Annotated in this window: 17 protein-coding genes and 1 pseudogene; 7 read left to right on the forward strand and 11 right to left on the reverse strand. The window is 72.5% G+C overall.

Annotated features, from left to right (window positions below; all coding sequences use genetic code 11):
- Nucleotides 1–224 precede the first annotated feature (224 nt).
- The 3 genes from E0500_RS11625 to E0500_RS11630 all read left to right on the forward strand — a co-directional run bounded on the left by E0500_RS11625 (nucleotide 225) and on the right by E0500_RS11630 (nucleotide 4,781).
- Nucleotides 225–1,118 (forward strand): glycosyltransferase family 2 protein, encoded by an 894-nt coding sequence (locus tag E0500_RS11625; protein ID WP_131558713.1) that lies wholly within the window; start codon nucleotides 225–227, stop codon nucleotides 1,116–1,118.
- A gap of 396 nt (nucleotides 1,119–1,514) precedes the next feature.
- The gene (locus E0500_RS44935) at nucleotides 1,515–2,090 is read left to right on the forward strand and encodes a BTAD domain-containing putative transcriptional regulator (protein ID WP_309505029.1); all 576 of its coding nucleotides are present in this window, start codon (nucleotides 1,515–1,517) and stop codon (nucleotides 2,088–2,090) included.
- A 54-nt stretch (nucleotides 2,091–2,144) separates the two neighbouring features.
- The gene (locus tag E0500_RS11630) at nucleotides 2,145–4,781 is read left to right on the forward strand and encodes a BTAD domain-containing putative transcriptional regulator (protein WP_309505030.1); all 2,637 of its coding nucleotides are present in this window, start codon (nucleotides 2,145–2,147) and stop codon (nucleotides 4,779–4,781) included.
- Between the two features lie 55 nt (nucleotides 4,782–4,836).
- Here E0500_RS11630 and E0500_RS11635 read toward each other — a convergent pair whose 3' ends face one another.
- From E0500_RS11635 to E0500_RS11650, 4 genes are all read right to left on the reverse strand, one after another.
- Nucleotides 4,837–6,528, reverse strand: a complete 1,692-nt coding sequence (locus tag E0500_RS11635; protein WP_131565030.1) for a bifunctional 3'-5' exonuclease/DNA polymerase — start codon at nucleotides 6,526–6,528, stop codon at nucleotides 4,837–4,839.
- 64 nt (nucleotides 6,529–6,592) lie between these two features.
- Nucleotides 6,593–7,105, reverse strand: a complete 513-nt coding sequence (locus E0500_RS11640; RefSeq protein WP_131565032.1) for a hypothetical protein — start codon at nucleotides 7,103–7,105, stop codon at nucleotides 6,593–6,595.
- Nucleotides 7,106–7,143: 38 nt separating this feature from the next.
- Complete coding sequence (locus E0500_RS11645; RefSeq protein ID WP_131565034.1) at nucleotides 7,144–8,214, reverse strand: MerR family transcriptional regulator; 1,071 nt, start codon at nucleotides 8,212–8,214, stop codon at nucleotides 7,144–7,146.
- A gap of 77 nt (nucleotides 8,215–8,291) precedes the next feature.
- Nucleotides 8,292–8,558, reverse strand: coding sequence for a GntR family transcriptional regulator (locus E0500_RS11650; RefSeq protein WP_131565036.1), 267 nt, complete (start codon nucleotides 8,556–8,558; stop codon nucleotides 8,292–8,294).
- Between the two features lie 142 nt (nucleotides 8,559–8,700).
- Here E0500_RS11650 and E0500_RS11655 point away from each other — a divergent pair, with 142 nt between their 5' ends.
- Nucleotides 8,701–9,015: a hypothetical protein gene (locus E0500_RS11655; protein WP_220140495.1), complete on the forward strand. Its 315-nt coding sequence runs from the start codon at nucleotides 8,701–8,703 to the stop codon at nucleotides 9,013–9,015.
- Nucleotides 9,015–9,338, forward strand: coding sequence for a hypothetical protein (locus tag E0500_RS11660; RefSeq protein WP_131565040.1), 324 nt, complete (start codon nucleotides 9,015–9,017; stop codon nucleotides 9,336–9,338). The genes E0500_RS11655 and E0500_RS11660 overlap by 1 nt, the downstream gene beginning before the upstream one ends.
- A gap of 198 nt (nucleotides 9,339–9,536) precedes the next feature.
- Here E0500_RS11660 and E0500_RS11665 read toward each other — a convergent pair whose 3' ends face one another.
- The 4 genes and pseudogenes from E0500_RS11665 to E0500_RS11680 all read right to left on the reverse strand — a co-directional run bounded on the left by E0500_RS11665 (nucleotide 9,537) and on the right by E0500_RS11680 (nucleotide 14,172).
- Nucleotides 9,537–10,274: a Clp protease N-terminal domain-containing protein gene (locus tag E0500_RS11665; protein WP_131565042.1), complete on the reverse strand. Its 738-nt coding sequence runs from the start codon at nucleotides 10,272–10,274 to the stop codon at nucleotides 9,537–9,539.
- A 49-nt stretch (nucleotides 10,275–10,323) separates the two neighbouring features.
- The gene (locus tag E0500_RS11670; protein ID WP_131565044.1) at nucleotides 10,324–10,956 is read right to left on the reverse strand and encodes a LysE family translocator; all 633 of its coding nucleotides are present in this window, start codon (nucleotides 10,954–10,956) and stop codon (nucleotides 10,324–10,326) included.
- A 146-nt stretch (nucleotides 10,957–11,102) separates the two neighbouring features.
- Nucleotides 11,103–13,348, reverse strand: a pseudogene (locus tag E0500_RS44940) (FtsX-like permease family protein).
- Nucleotides 13,342–14,172 (reverse strand): ABC transporter ATP-binding protein, encoded by an 831-nt coding sequence (locus E0500_RS11680; RefSeq protein ID WP_131565046.1) that lies wholly within the window; start codon nucleotides 14,170–14,172, stop codon nucleotides 13,342–13,344. The pseudogene E0500_RS44940 and the gene E0500_RS11680 overlap by 7 nt, the downstream one beginning before the upstream one ends.
- A 112-nt stretch (nucleotides 14,173–14,284) precedes the next feature.
- Here E0500_RS11680 and E0500_RS11685 point away from each other — a divergent pair, with 112 nt between their 5' ends.
- Complete coding sequence (locus tag E0500_RS11685; protein WP_309505031.1) at nucleotides 14,285–15,430, forward strand: DUF2786 domain-containing protein; 1,146 nt, start codon at nucleotides 14,285–14,287, stop codon at nucleotides 15,428–15,430.
- 53 nt (nucleotides 15,431–15,483) lie between these two features.
- On the opposite strand, the gene E0500_RS11690 is transcribed toward E0500_RS11685, so the two are convergent.
- Nucleotides 15,484–16,044 (reverse strand): DUF4232 domain-containing protein, encoded by a 561-nt coding sequence (locus E0500_RS11690; protein ID WP_131565050.1) that lies wholly within the window; start codon nucleotides 16,042–16,044, stop codon nucleotides 15,484–15,486.
- Between the two features lie 216 nt (nucleotides 16,045–16,260).
- The gene (locus E0500_RS11695) at nucleotides 16,261–16,821 is read right to left on the reverse strand and encodes a hypothetical protein (protein WP_131565052.1); all 561 of its coding nucleotides are present in this window, start codon (nucleotides 16,819–16,821) and stop codon (nucleotides 16,261–16,263) included.
- A gap of 449 nt (nucleotides 16,822–17,270) precedes the next feature.
- Between E0500_RS11695 and E0500_RS11700 the strand changes: the two genes are divergently transcribed.
- On the forward strand, nucleotides 17,271–17,531 hold the full coding sequence (locus E0500_RS11700) for a DUF397 domain-containing protein (RefSeq protein ID WP_131565054.1): 261 nt from the start codon (nucleotides 17,271–17,273) through the stop codon (nucleotides 17,529–17,531).
- 76 nt (nucleotides 17,532–17,607) lie between these two features.
- On the opposite strand, the gene E0500_RS11705 is transcribed toward E0500_RS11700, so the two are convergent.
- On the reverse strand, nucleotides 17,608–18,177 hold the full coding sequence (locus E0500_RS11705; RefSeq protein ID WP_258572749.1) for an ATP-binding protein: 570 nt from the start codon (nucleotides 18,175–18,177) through the stop codon (nucleotides 17,608–17,610).
- Between the last annotated feature and the right edge of the window lie 36 nt (nucleotides 18,178–18,213).

Consider the following 18,213-nt stretch of genomic DNA (forward strand, 5'->3'; position numbering starts at 1 on the left):
CGGCCGGCGCGGTGCGCGGCTGGCATCGTGGTGCGTCGTGCCGCTGACAGCCCATCAGTGACGGCCGATCGGTGACGGCTGGTCGGTGACGGCTGGTCGGTGACGGAACGAACAGTGGCGGAACGAACAGTGCCGTCCTCAGGGACGTACTGGACGGTGGCGCCCGGCGGTGAGCGGCGGCCGGGCGATGGACAGTCGAACGAGACGAGGTGGAACTGGTGGAGCTGGTGCAGCCCCGGATTGCCGTCGCCGTCGTGACCATGGGGAACCGGCCCGCCGAGGTCGACGCACTGCTCATGTCCGTGGCAAAACAGGACCTCGCGCCCGAGCGGATCGTGATCGTCGGCAACGGCTGCCCGCTGCCCGACTTCGCCGAACGCCTCGGTCTGCCGGGCGAGGTCACCCTCATCGAGACGGAGGACAACCTCGGCTGCCCGGGCGGCCGCAACGTCGCCCTCCGGCGGCTCAGGGAGTTCGGGGACGTCGACGTCGTCGTAGAACTGGACGACGACGGCCTGCTCGTCGACGCGGACGTGCTGCGCGGCGTACGGAACCTGTACGCCCGCGATCCGCGGCTCGGCATCGTCGGGTTCCGGATCGCCGACGAGACCGGGGAGACCCAGCGCCGCCACGTCCCGAGGATCGGGGCGAAGGACCCGCTGCGGGGCGGCCCCGTCACCGGGTTCCTCGGCGGAGGGCACGCGCTGTCCCTGGCCATGCTCGCCGAAGTCGGGGACTGGCCCGCCGAGTTCTTCTTCGCGCACGAGGAGACCGACCTGGCCTGGCGGGCCGTCGACGCCGGGTGGACCGTCCTGTACGCCCCCGAACTGCTGCTCCAGCACCCGAAGACCTCGCCCGCCCGGCACGCCATCTACTACCGCGTGAACGCCCGCAACCGCGTCTGGCTCACCCGCCGCAGGCTGCCGCTCCCCCTCATCCCCGTCCACCTCGGCGTGTGGGTGCTGCTGACGCTCGTACGCGTCCGGTCGTGGGGCGGCCTGCGCGCGTGGTTCGGCGGTTTCGCGGAGGGCTGGCGGGAGTCCGGCGGCGAACGGCGGCCCATGCGGTGGCGCACGGTGTGGCGGCTTGCACGGCTGGGACGGCCACCCGTGATCTAGACGACCACCCGTCTCCCAGGCGTTGGGGGTTGGGCGTCGGGCGCCGGGCGCTGGGCGTTGACCGTTGGGCGTCGGTATTCAGCATTCGGATTCGGCATTCGGATTCGGCATTCGGCCAGGCGGACACGCACGAAGGCCCCGGTCGCTCCCCCTCGGCGACCGGGCCCCGCGTGATTCCGGCTCCAGCCGCCAGCGGCGACACTCCCCCGAGTTACGCGTTGTACGCGTGCACCGTCGGGGCCGGAACCGATGTAGTGATCACATCAGGCGGCGCCAACGGATCGCTAACATGTGGCCAACGGGCGGCGCGAAGCCGTCGTGAGGCGCGGCGCGTCGAGGCCGTGCGGGAAGGCAGCGGGCGGTGCTATGCGGGACGGGCTGCGGTTCGGACCGCAGGTGAGGCCACGGTTCGGGCTGCTGGGGCCGCCGGTCCTGTACGACGCCGACGGCGCCGTACGGCCCATCGGCAGCGGCAAGATGCGCGCCCTGTTCGTCGCCCTGCTGCTGGAGCCCGGCCGGGTCGTCTCGGTCGAGGCGCTCAAGGACGCGCTGTGGGGCGGGGCGCCACCGCCGTCCGCGCAGGCCTCCCTGCAGAACCATGTGACCCGGCTGCGGCGGCTGCTGGACGACCCGGAGCGGCTGCGGGCCGTTCCGCCGGGGTATCTGCTGCGGGTCGGCGAGGGCGAACTGGACGTCCGTGTCTTCGAGGGACACGTGGCGGCCGCCCGCTCCGCGCAAGCCGAACGGGACTGGGGGCGGACGCTGCGAGAGGCCACGGCAGCGCTCGCCCTGTGGCGGGGTGCCCCGCTCGGCGGGCCGACGGAGGAGGACTTCGGCGGACAGGCCCTCGCCCAGCGGCTGGAGGAGGCGCGGCTGCTGGTCCTTGAGTGGCGGTACGAGGCGGAATTGGGCCTCGCGGGGCATGTCGGCGGGGGAGCGCGCGCCGAGGGAGCGGTGACCGGGGAGCGGTGACCGGGAGAGCGGAGGCCGGGGGAGCGGTGACCGGGGAGCGGAGGCCGGGGAGCGGTGACCGGTGGAGGCGGGGCTGGGCGAGAGGCGGCCACGGCCGGCCAAGGGCACGCCCGACTCGCCGCGCTCGCCCCCGAGTTGGCCGCGCTTGTCGCCGAACATCCGCTGCGGGAGGCGTTCCACCGGCTGCTCATGCTCGTCCTGCACCGCACCGGCCGCCAGGCCGAGGCCCTGGCCGTCCACCGTGACCTGCGCCTGCGCCTGATCGAGGAACTCGGCGTGGAACCGGGCCCGGCGGTGCGCGACGCCCACCTGGAGGTCCTCCAGGAGGAGGTCGCCGAGGCGCCGCCCGCCGGCACGCCCGACGCGCCCCGCCCCGCCCCGGCGGGGCCACCGCGACCTGCCCAGCTCCCGCCCGCACCGGCCCACTTCACCGGCCGCGCCGAGACCCTCACGGCCCTGAGCCGCCTCCTGGACCCGGGCGCGGCCCCCGACGGACACCTCTCCACGGTCGCCGTCCTCACCGGCATGGCCGGCGTCGGCAAGAGCGCCGTCGCCCTGCACGTGGCCCATGAACTGGCGGAACGCTTCCCCGACGGCCAGCTCTACGTCCACCTGCACGGCGCCACGCCCGGCATGACCCCGCTCACACCCGGCCAGGCCCTCGCCTCACTCCTGCGCGACCTCGGCACCGAGCCGCGCCGCATCCCCGACCAGCCCGACGCGGCCGCCGCGCTCCTGCGCTCCACCCTCGCGCCGACCCGCACCCTGATGGTCCTCGACGACGCCGCACACGCCGCGCAGGTACGGCCGCTGCTGCCCGCGGGCGCCGGCTGCGCGGTGATCGTGACGAGCCGTTCGCCGCTCACCGCCCTCGACGGCGCCCACCGCTTCCCGCTCGCGCCCCTGTCGGGCGAGGACAGCGCGGCGCTGCTGCGCGCGGTCTCCGGCCGGGACGGGCTCGACGGCAGCCACCCGCTCGTCGAACTCACCGGCCGCCTCCCGCTCGCCCTGCGCGTGGTCGCCGCCCGCCTCGCCGCGCGCCGCGCACTCACCCCGGACGCGCTCGCCGGTCAGCTCGCCGCCACGGCGGGGCGGTTGCGCCACCTGGAGTACGACGACCTGAGCGTCCGCCGCTCCCTCGCCGTCGCCCACGACGCCCTGCGCGCCTCCGACCGCGAGGTCGACCGCGACGCCGCGCTCGCCCTGCACCGCATCGGCGCGCTCGACCTCCCCTCGTACGGCGCACCCCTCCTCGCCCGCCTCACCGACACCGACGAACACCGCGCAGAGGCCGCCCTCGACCGCCTCGTGGACGTCGCCCTGCTGGAGGAGACGTCGTACGGCCGGTACGCCCCCCACGACCTGGTACGAGACTTCGCCCGCGAACTGGCCCACGCAGACGGGGAGGGCGGTGAAGGCGGCGAGGGCAGCGAAGGCAGCGAGAGTGGTAGAGCCGGTGAAGGCGGCGGGAGCGGTAGAGGCGGCGGGAGCGGTAGAGGCGGTGAAGGCGGCGACCGGGCCGCCAGGACCCCGCCCGCCGCCCACACCATCGGAGCCGCCCTGCGCTGGTACGCCGACCGGGCCCGGCAGAGCCTCGTCGCGCTGTTGCCGCCCGGCTACGAACGTCAGGAGCGGCTGCGGCCGACCGGCGGGGAGACGGACCCGGTGGACACCCGCCCCTTCCCCTCCGCCGAAGCGGCCTTCGCCTGGGGCGAGAGCGAACTGCCGGGCATCGTCGCCCTCGTGGAGCGCTGCGCCCGCCCGGACCCGACCGGAACGACGCCCTCGCCGCTCGTCCCCGCGCTGGTGCGCCACCTCTTCCCGTACCTGCAACGCAGCGGCCACCTCGCCGAACTGGACACGCTGGGCCGGATCGCGCTGGACGTGGCGCGGTCGGTCGGGGACGACGCGGCGGAGGCGTTCGCGCTCACCGACCGGGCCGGGCTGCACTACATGTCGGGCCGGCTCACGGAGGCGCTCGCGCTCAACGACGAGGGACTGGGGCTCTGGCGTGGACTCGACGCCACGTCCTGCGTCCGGCGCTGCCTCAACAACCGCGGTCTGCTGCTGGAGAGCCTCGGCCGGTACGAGGAGAGCGAGGAGGCGCTGCGGCAGAGCCTGGAGCTGTCACGGCAACTGGGCGATCCGTACGGCCAGGCCGTGACCTTCAGCCACCTCGGCAACCTGTACTGGCACACCGACGCACGGGCCGCGATCGTCCACCACCAGCGCAGCCTCGCGCTCGGCGACGTGGCCGACAGCGTCCTGCTACGGAGCACCGCGCACTGCAACATCGGATACGCCCAGCTCAGACTCGGCGAACCGGACCACGCCGTGCGCAGCTTCGAGCAGAGCCTGGAGATCCTCGGTGACGACGAGGACTGGGGCGGCGAGTCCCAGACCCGGCTCGGCCTCGTCCGCGCCCTGCACGCGCTGGACCACACCGAACGCGCGACCCGTGAGTGCACCCGGCTGCTCGGGCTCGCCGAGCGGCGGGCGGACCAGTACATGACCGGTCTGGCCCGGCACCGGCGGGGCCTGCTCCTGGCGCGGGAGGGGCGGACCGAGGAGGCGCGCGGGGAGTGGGAGTCGGCGCTGGAGGTACTGGACGGAACGGACTCGCCGGTGGTGGGGGAACTGCGGACGCTACTGGCTGACGCGGACGCTATGGAAGCGGACGCTGCTGGCTGACGAGGGACGAACCGAGAGGCATCCCGGCCTCTCACTTCCTCGCTCACTTCCTCGGTCACTTCGCATCCGCGTAGCACGCCACCACCGCCGTCGTGAACGGGAACCGCACGGGCGTCTGGCCGAACGTCAGCCGCCCCGCCAGCTCGGACGCCTCCCGGATCGCCGCGACCACGGCGTCGGCCTCCTCCTCCGGACAGTGCACGATCACCTCGTCATGCTGGAAGAAGACCAGCTCGGCAGCCATGCCGGCGAGGGTGCGGCGGAGGGCGGCGAGCAGGAGCAGGGCCCAGTCGGCGGCGCTGCCCTGGACGACGAAGTTGCGCGCGAAGCGGCCGCGGGCGCGGGAGTTGGCGGAGGCGTAGCCGGGGGTCCACCCCTGGTCGGTGGCCGGGGCCTCCATCGGCTCGTCCTGCGGGATGCCCGCCTCCTCCGCTGCCTCGGAGGCTCCGGCGGCCGGAGGGCACGTACGCCCCAGCCAGGTCCGTACGAGTCGGCCCTCCTCGCCGGCGCGGGCCGCGTCGTCGACGTACGCGACGGCCCTGGGGAAGCGGCGGCGGAGCGCGGCGAGGTTCTTCAGCCCGTCCCCGGAGGTCTGCCCGTACACGGCACCGAGCACGGCGAGCTTGGCCTGTGCGCGATCACCGGAGAAGGCCCGATCGGAAACGGCCTGATAAAGATCGCTTCCCCGACCGGCAACCTCCATCAGACCGGGATCACGCGAGATGGCGGCCAGCACCCGTGGCTCCATCTGGTCGGCGTCGGCCACGACGAGCCGCCAGCCCGGGTCGGCGACGCAGGCCCGCCGGACGACCTTGGGGATCTGGAGAGCGCCCCCGCCGTTGGTGACCCACCGCCCGGTGACGGTCCCGCCGGAGAGGAACTCGGGCCGGAACCGGCCGTCCCGCACCCAGTCCTGGAGCCAGGACCAGCCGTGGGCGACCCAGATGCGGTACAGCCGCTTGTACTCCAGCAGGGGCTTCACGGCCGGGTGGTCGACGGTCTCGATCTCCCACCGCCGCGTGGACTTGACCTTCACCCCGGCCCGGGCGAAGGCCTTGACGACGTCGGCGGGCAGATCGGGCCGCACGCGCCGCCCGAAGGCCTCGGACACCTCCTCGGCGAGCTCGGCCAGCCGTCTCGGCTCGCCGCCGCCCGCGTACCGCTCGCCGAGGAGCTCGTGCAGGACCTCGCGGTGCACGTCGGCGCTCCAGGGCAGGCCTGCGCGGTTCATCTCGGCGGCGATCAGGGTGCCGGCCGACTCGGCGGCGGTGAGCAGGTGCATACGGTCGGGGTGGGCGGTGGCGTCGTGGCGACGCAGCTGCTCCGCGTACACCTCGATGAGGTCGGCCAGGGGCACGTGGACGGGGCGGGGCTCGAAGAGCGGGGTCTGCGAGCCGGGCTCGGCGGCGCGCTGGGGCGGATCCGCCGGGACCGGGGCCCGGCGCAGGCGGGCGAGCGCGGCGGCCGCCGAACGGGGTTCACCGTGCCGGCCCTCGTGACCGAGCAGCAGGTTCTCGGCGACCTCGATGTCGTAGCACCGCTCCACTCGCACCCCCGCGGCGAGCAACTGCGGATACACCTCGGCGGTCGCCCGCCACACCCACCGGGTGACCTGCGGCCGGCTCCGCACGGCGGTGGCGAGGTCCTGCTCGTGCTGTACGGGTCCTGTGGGCAGCCCGTCCGGACCGAGGGGGGCGACCTCCACGCCACCTTCCTCAGCGACTCCGAGAGCCCACCGGTCGGTCATGGGTGCGAGTGTGACAGGGGGGTCTGACAGTGGCCCTCGATGGTGAGGGGCGCGTTCTTGTGCGTCATGCGGTGGGGCCCGGGGCGGAGGCCCGCTTGGTGGTGTCCCGCTGGGTGATGGCTTCTGCCACCTGCTCGATGGCGGTGCGAAGAAGGGCACCGTAAGCGTCCTGAGGGAGGTGGGGCGCATGTTCTCTGGCCGCGTTGAGGTGCTCGGTGGCGGCGTCGAAGGCCCCGAGCCGGCGGTAGTTGTCAGCCAGGTTGAGATGCAGGGACGGGTAGAAGCCGGCGATGTGAAGGCCGGCGTGATGCTCCTGCACCCGCTGCTCGGTCACGGCGTCGGCGGCATCCAGGGCCCGCACGTCCCAGGCCAGCGCCTGGGCGGGGTCTTCGTAGAGGTCTGCCAGGTGGTGCGCGAGAGTGCAGCGGTGCAGCGGGTCGCCGGTGACACCGATCGTGGACCAAAGGCCGAGGAGTTTCTGGCGAGCGGAGTCACTGTCGCCGGCTCGTCCCTCGGTGACAGCTTGGCCGATGGCTTCCATGGTCGGGTCGGGATGGGTGGGAGCGGCGGCAGTCATGGCAGTGGTCCTCGTCGTCTTGTTCAGGGTCGTCTTGTTCAGGCGGAGTGGTCGGGCTTGATGGGCATGGCCAGGGTGGTGAGATCGCCGCGGTCGGCCGAGCGGATCGTGACGGGCAGGTCGGGTCCTCGCAGGTCGAGCATCACGTCGGGGCCGATGGCGGTGCTGACGGCTGGATAGAGCGTGGTCAGCTCGAAGGAGATCCGGAGATCCGGCCCCGTCACAGTGGCCGGCAGCGGGGACCCGGGGTGCTCGTCATCGGCCGCCAGGACGTTCATGCCGTGGTGGGTCATACGCAGAGAGATGCGCCCTCCTGAACGTTCTTCCAGAACTCGCAGGAGCAGATCCTTCGACACCGTCACACGGGTCGTGACCTCGGGCAGCGACGCGAGCATGAGCCGGTGGTCGGGGAACTCCTCCGACAGCAGCCGACAGTGCTGGTCTTCTCGGCCCTTCAGCCGTAGCCAGATGCCGTGCGGCGTCGCTTCGACGCGCACCAGCACGCTGCGGCGGATCTCGGCGACCGCGGCCCGCAGTTCGTCCCCGTCGACCGTGGCAGCCCATGTCGTGGCCGCCGGTTCGACAGGAACCAGGGTTCGTGTCGACAGCCGGTAACGGTCGGTCGCGGTCAGCGTGACCGCTTCACGGGTCGCCTCGACGCGCAGTCCACCGAGTACCGGCATCCCCGGATCACGTGCGGTCGCGGTCAGGACCTGCCCGATCGCGTCAGCAAGCACGGGTCCCTTCAGCGCGGCAATCGGCAGAGTTGGTACGTCGGCGAACGATGACTTGATCAGAACGGCTTTCTGCTGCACCGCCACCGCGTCCCCGAGGACCTTCGCGACGTGCTTGTCGATCAGCCGGGACGCTTCATCGGGCTCGGCGTCGAGGACCGCCACGACAGCGGCAAGCGGCATGGCGATCTCACGGAGCCGACGAAGCGCGGTTGCCCGCGCCACCTGGTCGGCGCCGTAATAGCGGTATCCCGAGACCGGGTCGACCTCGGCGGGAGGAAGCAGCCCGGAATCGGCGTAGAACCGCAACGCGCTTGAGGTCAGACCACTGCGTTGGGCGAAGACCCCGATCGGCATCAGCTCAGAGTTCGGCACCCCGCCATCGTCGGGCTTCGACCAACTCGAAGGTCAACACGGACCGGGCGTGCCAACAACCCCATGGCCCGCGACAACTACTGGGCCTCGACATCGTCGGCGCGCTCCTCGGGGCGCTCGGCGACGAAGGAGCCGAGGCCGACCTCGGCACGGATGAGCCCCTCGGTCTTGAGGTGAGCCAGTGCCTTCTGCGCAGTGGACGTCGCAATGCCGAACTCGGTGGACAGTTCGACAACCGAAGGCACGCGGGCACCCACCGGGTACTCGCCGTCGGCGATGCGGGAGGCGATGGCAGCGGCGACCTGGCGCCAGACGGGTCGGGTGCGGTCAAGCTCTGAGCTCATGCGGTTGACGCTAAAACTCTGCGGTAAACCGCGCGACCGCACTAGACTGCGGTAGACCGCGGATGCCGTGTAACGTGAAGACCCCCGCGACGGGAGCAAGCCGTCCGGGGGCACGGCCACCAGCTGAACCTGAGAGGAGCTGATGACAGTGACCGACCTTATCGGCCGCGTCATCGTCTGGGTGAGCCTCCTGCTCACCGGGCGCGATCCACACGCCAAACCCCCGAGCCGCCCCACACCGGTCACCCTGCCCCCGGCACGAGTGACTCCCCTTCCCGCCCACCGAAGCCCGTACGGCCTGGATGACAGCAAGCCGCTTGACGGCGCCGCGACCAGAGCCGTACGTCCATATGTGATCGCCCATGAACAGCGCCAGCGGCGGCGGGAGTTGGCCATGGCCGCGTTGGGACTGGACATGCCCGGGCCGTACTGGGTCCATGGGCTGGAGGTCGCCTGATGGGGGCGGAAGCCGAGGTGCCGGAGCCGAAGGGGGCGTCTCAATCGCCGCCCGAACTCCGCCTGTTGCCCTGGTCCGGCACCGAAGGAAAAACCTGCTACCTGATCACCGACGAGAACGGCGGGCCCGTGTCCCGCCTGGCCGACACCACGGAGTCCATCCAGCTCGGCATGGGAAGGGAACTCCTCGCACACGCCGACGGCATCCTCCCGGACGCCCCGCGTGGCGAACTCCGGTTCCTCGCGGAGTGTTTGACGGGAGCGCTTCGTGACGCTCTCCGGGTCGCGGACAGCCGGGGACGGCGGCTGAAGCAGCTGAGCTGATCACAACGGCGACCAGCTGGCAGAAGGGGCCACAGGCCGCCAAGGGCCGCGAGCCGCCAGGCAGGTGGTGCGCCGAGTGCGACAGTTTCCCGAAAACTGTTGCACTCGGCGCGGGGTGCCCCGTCACCGGATGATTCGCCAACAGCGTCATTCACCCCTCCGTGGCAGGGGGCGGCGGGGGACGGGGAAACCAGCCGGTCAGGCGTCCCCGTCCTCCTTGAACACCTGCAGCGCCTCCAGTGCCTCCACCACGTTCTCCTCCACCGCGTCCTTCCGCACCCCCAGCCCGCTCAGCACCCCGTCCCCGTTCTCGAACTCCAGGAGCGCGAGCAGGATGTGTTCGGTGCCGATGTAGTTGTGGCCCAGGCGCAGGGCCTCGCGGAAGGTGAGTTCGAGGACCTTCTTGGCGTCGGGGTTGTAGGGCACGAGCTCGGGGGCCGTGTCGGAGGCCGGCGGCAGCGCGGCGGTCGCGGCGGAGCGTACGGCGTCCAGGGTGACCCCCTGCGCCGTGATCGCCTTCGCCCCGAGCCCCTCGGGCTCGCGGAGGAGCCCGAGGACGAGGTGCGCGGGGACGCCCTCCGCGTTGCCCGCCGTCTTGGCCTCCTCGTGCGCGGCCATGACCACGTGGCGGGCGCGCGGCGTGTAGCGGCTGAAGCCCTGGCTGAGGTCGAGGTCCGCCTCGGCCTTCGGTACGAAGCGCTTCTGGGCCGCCTGCCGGGTGACCCCCATGCTCTTGCCGATGTCGGTCCAGGACGCGCCCGAACGCCGGGCCTGGTCCACGAAGTGACCGATGAGGTGGTCCGCCACGTCCCCGAGGTGGTCCGCGGCGATCACGGCGTCCTGGAGCTGGTCGAGGGGCTCCGGGTGGACCTTCTTGATGGCCTCGATGAGGTCGTCGAGGCGTACGGATGCGGTGCTGGAAGAGTTCGATGCCATGCGTCAACCTTAGGTTGACACCTGATCGGCGTCAACCGCGAGTTGACACCTACTTCGGCGACGTCACCGCCAACCGCACGGCCAGCCCGGTGAACACCGTCCCGGTGAAGACGTTCAGCGCGCGGGCCACCCGCCGGCTCCGCCGCAGCACCAGGGAGAGCCGCCCGGAGAGCAGGCCCACCGCGCCGTCCCAGAGGAAGCCCATCACCACCAGCGTCACCCCGAGCAGCAGGAACTGGCCGGGCACGTGCCCGAGCGACGGGTCCACGAACTGCGGCAGGAACGCCACGTTGAAGAGGATCACCTTGGGGTTCAGCAGGTTGGTGACGGCGCCCTGCCAGAACGCCCGCCGCATGCCGCCCGAGCCGGTGCGGGCGCTCTCCTCACCGATCACGGAGCGGTCCCGGAACGCCTTCACGGCGAGGTAGAGCAGGTACGCGGCACCGAGCCACCGCAGGACGTAGTAGAGGACGGGCAGCGTAGTGAACAGCGCCGAGAGACCGAGGGTCGCCGCGACCGTGTGCACCAGCATGGCGCTCGCCACTCCCGCCGCGGCCATCACGCCCGCGGCCGGGCCGCCGCGCCCGCCCACGGCCACGATGAACATGATGTCGGGGCCGGGGGTGACGCACAGGGCGAAGGCGGCGACCAGGAACGCCAAGTAGAGAGATGTGTCGACCATGCGCCTCATGCTTGGCACCGTGCGAGGAGGCGTCGACCGAGTTTCGCGGAACGGGACGCCGCGGGTGAGGGGACGGCGCAGGTGAGGCGCAGGTGCCGCTGACGAGACGGTGCGGGTGAAGGGGAGCACGCGGGGCTGACGCGGCCTCACGCCTTCGCCGCCCGCATCCGTACGACCGTCGCAACCCCCGCCGTCACTCCCGCGATCACCGCGCACGCCCCCGCACACCCGCCGATCACCCCCACGGCACATCCACCGCCACCGGCGCCGACAAGCGCGCGAGCGCCGAACCCAGCCCGGCCAGGTTCACCGCCGTGACGGCCAGCCCCAGCCCCGCTCCCACGGCGACCGCCAGGAGCGTCTCGCCCACGACCGCGCCGAGCACCTGTCCCCGGGTGGCACCCGCCAGCCGCAGGGCCCGCAGTTCGGTGTCCCGGGCCGACGTGGCCATCAACAGCGTTCCGGCGAGCGCGATCCCGGCGTACACGAGGGCGATGCCCAGGACGACGAAGAGCCCCAGCCTGGTCTGCGCGCCGGTGCCCGGCCGGGTGGTGGCCAGCCACTCGTCGGCCGACAGCACCTGGACCCCGCCTCCCGGCACGCCACTCTCCGCACCGGCCCCGGACCGCAGGGCAGCCACGATCGCCGACCGGTCCGCACCGCGCCCCGCCCGCACCTCCAGCCGGTCCACCCGAACCCCGGGCGCGTTCGCCGTCGTCACGTACGCGCCGTTGTCGCCGGTGCCCTGCGCGAGTACGGCGACGATCCGCAACCGCGCCGGCCGCCCGTCGCCGAGCCACACCCGTACCCACGCGCCCACCTCGTGCCGTTCCCACTCCTCGTTCACCACGATCGAGCGGTCGTCGAGGTCGCGTACGTCCCCGGCGGCCACCGGCAGCCGCGACACCGCCGCGAACGCCGCCACATCGGACACGGCCCGCGCGTCGGACCGGACGAGCGCGGCGCCCTCCTCCCGGACGTACACGGCTGTCGAGGCCGACGGGGAGACGGCCGATCCCGCCAACTGCCGAGCGCTCAAGCCCCGCAAGCCCCGCAAGTCCCGAAAGTGCTGCACGGCCCCGAGGTCCTCACCCGTGACCACGACATCCGCCCGCGTCCGCTCCCGTGCCTCCGCGCTCTTGGCCGCCGCCACCGTCGACGCCGACCCCAGCAGCGAACCCGCCAGCGCGACCGTCACCAGCACCGGCGCGGCCACGGCAGCGGTCCGCCGTACCGACGCGGCCGCGTTCTCGCGCACCAGGAGCCCGGTCGCGCCGGAACCCCGTACCGGCCGCAGCGGCAGCACCAGCAGGCGCACGGCCGGCCGGACGAGCAGGGGAGCCAGCGCGGCCACCGCCGTGATCAGGAGCATCGGCTGGGTCGTGTACGTCTTGCGCTTCAGCAGGTCGGCCGGATCCGTCCCCGCCTTCCAGGCCAGCAGGCCGAGCCCGCCGGCCAGCAGGACGACACCGACCGCCCGCCGGAACCACGGCAGCGCCCCCGTGTCCACGGACGCCTCGCGCAGCGCCGCGACCGGACCGGTCCGCCCGGCGCGCCATGCCGCCGCCCAAGCGCCGGAGAGGGCCACCGACACACCGGTCCAGAAGGCGACGTGGTACGGCCAGGTCACCCCACCCCGGAGCGCGAACCACGACGGCGCGACCCCGCCGTCCACCAACTCCCGGACCAGCAGCGGCGCTCCCCACGCCCCCAACGCGCAGCCCGCCGCCGACGCCACGACCCCGACCGCCAGCGCCTCACCGAGCAGCACCCGCCGCACCTGCCCCGGCGTCGCGCCCGCCATCCGCAGCAGCCCGAACTCCCGCCTCCGCAACGCCACCACGAAGGCGAAGGCGGACGCCGTCACGAACACGGAGACGAAGGCGGTGACCCCGGCCGCCGTGCCCAGCAGCGAGTTGACCGCCACCAGCGCCTCCGCATCCTGCTCGAACGACGGATCGGCCTGTCGGCGGTCGTCACCCGTGAGGACGCGGGCCCGGTCACCGACCACCTCGCGCACCGCCGCGACCGGCGCGTCCACACCCACCGCGTCAACGCCCACCGCGTCCCGGGTCGCCCCGTCCGTCCGGACCCGTCCCAGTTCCCGCAGGTCGGCGACCAGACGAGCGTCCACAGGGTGTGGATGCGCCAGCTTCTTCGTCACATGGGCCGTGTCCGGCCCCCGCCGCACCTCCACCGTCAGCGTGTCCCGGCCCATCACGACGACCGGCGAGGACGCGAAGCGCCGCGGCTCCCGCTCGGGCGCGTCGAACGTCTCGGCGAGGCCGAGTCCCATCGCCGCCATCACCCCGACCCCGAGCGCCACGGCGACGAACGAGCCGAACAGCGAGGTCCACCGCGTCCGCAGGGACGAAACCACCACAGTCAGCACGCCGCACGCTCCGCAGCCACAGCCACAGCCACAGCCCGCCCACCACCGGACGCGACCTGCTCCAGTCCGGCCATGTACGCGGCCACCCGCTCCGCCGACGCCCCGGCCAGTTCCCCGTGCGGGCGCCCGTCGACCAGGAACACCACCCGGTCCGCGTGCGCGGCCGCCACCGGGTCATGGGTCACCATGACCGTCGTCTGCCCCTCCCGGTCCACCAACCTCCGCAGCAGCACGAGCACTTCACGGCTCGTCGTCGTGTCCAGCGCACCCGTCGGCTCGTCCCCGAACAGCACAGCCGGGCGCGTGATCAGCGCCCGCGCCAGGGCCACCCGCTGCTGCTGCCCGCCGGACAACTGCGCCGGCCGGTGCCCGGCACGTTCGGCCAGCCCGACCCGGGCCAGCGCATGGCGCACCGCCGCGCGCGAAGGGCGCCGTCCGGCCAGGCGCAGGGGCAGGGCCACGTTCTGGGCGGCGGTCAGGGAGGGCAGGAGGTTGAAGGCCTGGAAGACGAACCCGATCCGCTCCCGCCGCAGCAACGTCAGCCGCCGCTCGCTCAGCCCGGCCAGGTCGGTGCCGTCGACCGCCACCGTGCCGGAGGTCGGCCGGTCCAGCCCGGCGGCGCACTGGAGCAGCGTCGACTTCCCCGACCCCGACGGCCCCATCACCGCGGTGAAGGTCCCGGCCGCGAAGTCCAGGTCGACGCCGTCGAGCGCGGTGACGTCGCCGTACGAACGGCGCAGGGACCGGATGCGTACGGCCGCCGACGGGGCCTCCGACGGGGCTGCTGAAGCGGCCGATGCTCTTGCTACGTCTGTCGTGGTCATGCCCCCAGCGAACCGTCCCCCCGCCCCGCGCACACGACCACTGGAGGGCGTCTCGGAGGTAGGGCCAGGCCTACCCGGCCGGGCGGCGCCGCCCCCGTGGCACGATCGACGGGTGAGTACGACCAGCAGCGCGGTGGAACGAGCTTTCGAGGCCGCCCTCTACGCCGACAGCGACGCGGCCCTCGACACGGGCGCCTCCCTGCTCGCCGCCGACCCCACGGCAGACCCCGAACTCGCCCGCCGAGGCCGGGAGTTCGTCGCCACGGCCTGGCGGCGCGGCTGGCAGCCCGCCGACGTCGTACGGATCGTGCGGCACGAGCTGGACGACGTGCACGTACGACTCGTCTCCCGCCTGATCCTCGACGAGAACCGGCAGCCCCCGAACCCCCGCTGGGCTGCCCAGCTCGACGAGCTCGGGGTCGGGGCAGCAGAGTCCGGACCCCCGCGCACCGACCGCTTCTCGCACGCGACAGCCGTACTGGAGCTGTACCGCCTGCTCCTGCGCCTGCCCGCCCTGGAGCCGCTCGACGCGCCGGGAAAGCCCCAGGACCGGCCGCGCGGAGACGCCCGCATGCTCTCCCGCATCCGCGGCCTCCTGGCCAAGGCGGAGGCCACCGGGTTCCCGGAGGAGGCGGAGGCGCTCAGCGCGAAGGCGCAGGAGCTGATGGCGCGGCACAGCATCGACGAGGCGCTGCTCGCGGCCAGGGAGCACGACGGGAACAGCCCCGGCGCCTGCCGGATCGGCGTCGATCCGCCGTACGAGACCGCCAAGGCGGTACTCCTCGACGCGGTCGCCGCAGCGAACCGCTGCCAGGCCGTGTGGAACGAGGCTCTGGGCTTCTCCACGGTCGTCGGCTTCGAGCCCGACCTGGAGGTGGTCGAGCTGCTCTACACCTCGCTCCTCGTGCAGGCGACGACCGCGATGACGAAGGCGGAGGCGGCACAGCGAGCGGGCGGACGCAAGCGTACGAAGACGTTCCGGCAGTCGTTCCTCGCCGCGTACGCCCACAGGACGGGTGACCGTCTGGCGGCGGTCGCCGAGGAGCAGAGGGATCAGGCGGCCGGGGCGGGGGAGCGGGGGGAGCTGCTGCCCGTCCTCGCCGCCCGTGACGTGGCCGTCCGCGAGCGGGTCACACGCCTGTTCCCGGAGACGGCCACCACCCGCATGCGCGGGGTGAGCGACGCCGCGGGTTGGCAGGAGGGCACCGCGGCGGCGGACCGCGCCCAGGTCAGGGCACGGTCCCCACTGAACCCCTGAACGCGGCCCTCGCTGAGAGCCTCAGTTACCGAGTGCCCCGGTTACTGAGTGCCTCAGTCGCCCGCCGGCAGGAACGGCCCCACCGTCATGTCCAGCTGGTCCCCGGACTTCACGGCCACCTCCGCGTCGGGCCACTTGTAGCTCTGCTGCGCGCTGTCGCCGGGCAGCGTGAACTTCACCGTGTCCACGGCGGCGGCCTTCTTCGCATCGCCGGCGACCCCGCGTACGTACGTGATCGTGAACGTCACCGCCTGGTCCTTGGCCATGGTCAGCTTCGTCGCCGTCGCGGCCTTGTCCGGGCTGACGGCCCAGGAGGTGCCGCCGGCGTACACGTCGGCGTCGGGGATGCCGTCCAGGGTGCAGGAGGCGCCCTGGTTGGTCAGGGTGACCGGGATGGTGCCCGTGTCACCGGCGGCCGGGGCGGCGCTGCTGGGCCCGAAATCGATGCCGAACTGGTCGGCCTTGCACGCGGTGGACTTGCCGTTCGCGGAGTCCGCGGTGCTCGTGGAGTCCGTGGAGCTCTTCGCGGTGTCGTCGCCGCTCTCGCCGCTGCAGGCGGTCAGCGTGAGGGCCGCGACGAGGGCGGCGGTGACGGCTACGGGCGTGGTGCGCATGGGGTTCCCCCGGGGTTCGTGACGGTGGTGCGGTGATGCGGTAGTGCGGTGTCGTGACACTGGGGTGTCGTGACACCGCGGTAGTGCAATGGTGCGTCGGTGTTTCGAGAATCATCACGCGGTGTGCCGCGTGCACGTCCCCCGGGTGGCGTTTACGTCCCCCAGGCGGGGTTTACGTCCCGGGCGGGGCGACGACGTCAGGCCGGCCGGCCCGGCTCAGGAACCCAGGCCGGCCGTCGGCAGCCCCGATGACAGCTCCGACGGCAGTTTCCCGCCCGGGGCCTTCTGGTACGTCTCCTTGCCGACGCCGCTCTCCCACGTGACGGTGAGGGACTCGGCGCTCACGGAGTCGACCATGCCCACGGTGCGGTCGTCGCCGCCGTCCGGGCACGTGAGGCGGATCATCTGCATGCCCGACTCCTCCTTGGCCGAGCCGCTGCAGACGGACCCGCCGGTGTCGAAGACCGAGGCATCCACGCCCGTCACGATCAGCGCGACGGCCTTGCCCTGTGTCGTCGCCACCCAGCTGCCCGCCAGCTCGGACTGCGCCCCGGAGCTCCCGGAGCCGCCACCCGTGTCCGACGTCTCGGTCGCGCTGGGCGCCGCCGACGACGCCTTGTCCGTGGAGTCGCCGCCGTCGCCGCCGTTGTCGCCGTCGGACCCGTCACCGCCGCACGCGGTCAGTACGAGCGCGGCCGCCAGCCCGGCCGCCGCGGCGGCGATACGCACCCGTCGACGCGGAAGGGCCGCCGTGGTCGCAGAAGTCGCCGTAGTCACTGGAGTCTCCCAACGGATGTGGGCCTGAGGTGTCGCTGCAACGACAGCCGCAAGCTACCAGGCGCCTCCAGGCCGTTCTCCCTGCGCTCACAGGGAGAACACCATCGGGGCACTGGGGCACTGGGGCACTGGGGCACCCGGGCACTCAGGGCACACTCACCTCACCGGCCTCACCAGGACGCCTTGCGCACCCTCAGCAGTGAATCCGGCCCATGAACCTGTCCGAGGATGGAACACGATTGCCCTGCCGTACGTCACAACTATTGCGGGGACAACATTTCAGACCGTTGACAGACCGTTGAAGGTGTAACCGCAGGAACACCCCGCGTGCACGTGCATCTGCCCGTGCAACCGCTCATGCATCAGCACGTGAACGAAGCTATGATCCGGAGCAGTTGACCACTGAAGCAGGGGTCACATCAGCCCATGCACCACCCGGGGAGCGACCTGTGGACCGCGACGTGTACGGCGTGGACGACGTGTACAACGGCATGGCAGCGAAGGAGCTGCACGGGGTGGCCTGGCAGAAGAGCCGGCACAGCAACTCGCAGGGTTCCTGCGTGGAGTTCGCCCGCCTGCCCGGCGGTGACGTGGCCGTGCGGAACTCGCGGTTCCCTGACGGGCCCGCACTCGTCTATACGCGCGCCGAGATAGAGGCGATGCTTCTCGGCGTCAAGGACGGCGAGTTCGACCATCTGGTCGGCGGCTGAAGGTTACCAAGGGTTACTACCTGGTCGCAGTCCGCGACGCGCGTAGAACCGCGACATCGAAGAACGCCGCGGTTCGTTACTCGGCCAGGTCCGCCAGTGGGTCCCGTGGCTCCGTGCGCAGCCGGAACAGCGCCCAGACCACCTTGCCGCCGAACGCGCTCCCGTTGGAACCGTTGGAGCCGCTGGAACCGTTGGAGCCTCCCCTGCTCGCACCCGGTTGCGGGCTCGGGGAAGGGTGCCAGCCCCAGCTGTCGGCGAAGGAGTCGACGAGGAACAGGCCCCGCCCCGACTCCGCCGCGAAGTCCTCCGTCTCGCGGGCGACCGGGGTGTCATGGCTCGGGTCCCGCACCGCGCACACCAGCCGCTCGGTCCACCGCATCAAGTGCAGCCGCACGGGCGGTTCCTGGCTCGCCGTGCGCGGGTTGTTCGCGGGAAGCCCGTGCCGCAGCGCGTTGGTGACGAGTTCGGAGACCACCAGGCAGACGTCGTCGAAGCGGTCGTCCACATCCCACTGGTTCAGCGTGCCGCGAGTGAACTGTCTTGCCTCGCGCACCGCTTCGTAGCGGGCGGGCAGGGCGCAGGACGCGGCGCTGGACACGGTGGAGGGGTCGAGCGGGGGAAGTCCCTGTCGTAAGGGTTCGAGCATGGTTGATCCATTCATCCCCATGCGAGGCACTCCCGG

Origin of the sequence: Streptomyces sp. KM273126, from assembly GCF_004337435.2 — a bacterium.
Classification (GTDB): Bacteria; Actinomycetota; Actinomycetes; order Streptomycetales; family Streptomycetaceae; genus Streptomyces; species Streptomyces acidicola.

Bases quoted from the DNA above. Each gene is read 5' to 3' on its own strand.
- E0500_RS11635 (WP_131565030.1), bottom strand. From the start codon at position 6,528: ATGACCGACCGGTGGGCTCTCGGAGTCGCTGAGGAAGGTGGCGTGGAG.
- E0500_RS11640 (WP_131565032.1), bottom strand. From the start codon at position 7,105: ATGACTGCCGCCGCTCCCACCCATCCCGACCCGACCATGGAAGCCATC.
- E0500_RS11650 (WP_131565036.1), bottom strand. From the start codon at position 8,558: ATGAGCTCAGAGCTTGACCGCACCCGACCCGTCTGGCGCCAGGTCGCC.
- E0500_RS11655 (WP_220140495.1), top strand. From the start codon at position 8,701: ATGACAGTGACCGACCTTATCGGCCGCGTCATCGTCTGGGTGAGCCTC.
- E0500_RS11660 (WP_131565040.1), top strand. From the start codon at position 9,015: ATGGGGGCGGAAGCCGAGGTGCCGGAGCCGAAGGGGGCGTCTCAATCG.
- E0500_RS11665 (WP_131565042.1), bottom strand. From the start codon at position 10,274: ATGGCATCGAACTCTTCCAGCACCGCATCCGTACGCCTCGACGACCTC.
- E0500_RS11670 (WP_131565044.1), bottom strand. From the start codon at position 10,956: ATGGTCGACACATCTCTCTACTTGGCGTTCCTGGTCGCCGCCTTCGCC.
- E0500_RS11680 (WP_131565046.1), bottom strand. From the start codon at position 14,172: ATGACCACGACAGACGTAGCAAGAGCATCGGCCGCTTCAGCAGCCCCG.
- E0500_RS11690 (WP_131565050.1), bottom strand. From the start codon at position 16,044: ATGCGCACCACGCCCGTAGCCGTCACCGCCGCCCTCGTCGCGGCCCTC.
- E0500_RS11705 (WP_258572749.1), bottom strand. From the start codon at position 18,177: ATGCTCGAACCCTTACGACAGGGACTTCCCCCGCTCGACCCCTCCACC.